Annotated in this window: 1 protein-coding gene; it reads left to right on the plus strand. The window is 54.4% G+C overall.

The features are described 5' to 3' along the window. On the plus strand, window positions 1-450 hold a 450-nt coding region (locus tag L3D05_RS26320; RefSeq protein ID WP_239619332.1), incomplete at both ends, for an InlB B-repeat-containing protein.

Genomic DNA, 450 nt, shown 5'->3' on the forward strand with positions numbered 1-450 from the left:
TCAACATCCACCATCAGCTTCAACGTAAACGGCGGAACAGGAACAGCGCCGAATTCCATGACGGTAACGTACGGTCAGTCTTCCGCAGCGCTGCCGGATAGTACGGGAAGCACAGCTCCGACAGGGCCAGTAGTTGGAGGCTGGAACACCCAAGCGGATGGAAAGGGTACGAATTACGCGGCGGGAGCAGTTATCAGCAATGTAACGTCTGACATTCCGCTGTTTGCGAAATGGAATACATCAACATCCACCATCAGCTTCAACGAAAACGGCGGAACAGGAACAGCGCCGAATTCCCTGACGGTAACGTACGGTCAGTCTTCCGCAGCGCTGCCGGATAGCACGGGAATCACAGCTCCGACAGGGAAAGTAGTTGGAGGCTGGAACACCCAAGCGGATGGAAATGGTACGAATTACGCGGCGGGAGCAGTTATCAGCAATGTAACGTCA

The sequence above is a fragment of the Cohnella mopanensis genome, assembly GCF_022352055.1.
In the GTDB taxonomy this organism is placed as follows: Bacteria; Bacillota; Bacilli; order Paenibacillales; family Paenibacillaceae; genus Cohnella; species Cohnella mopanensis.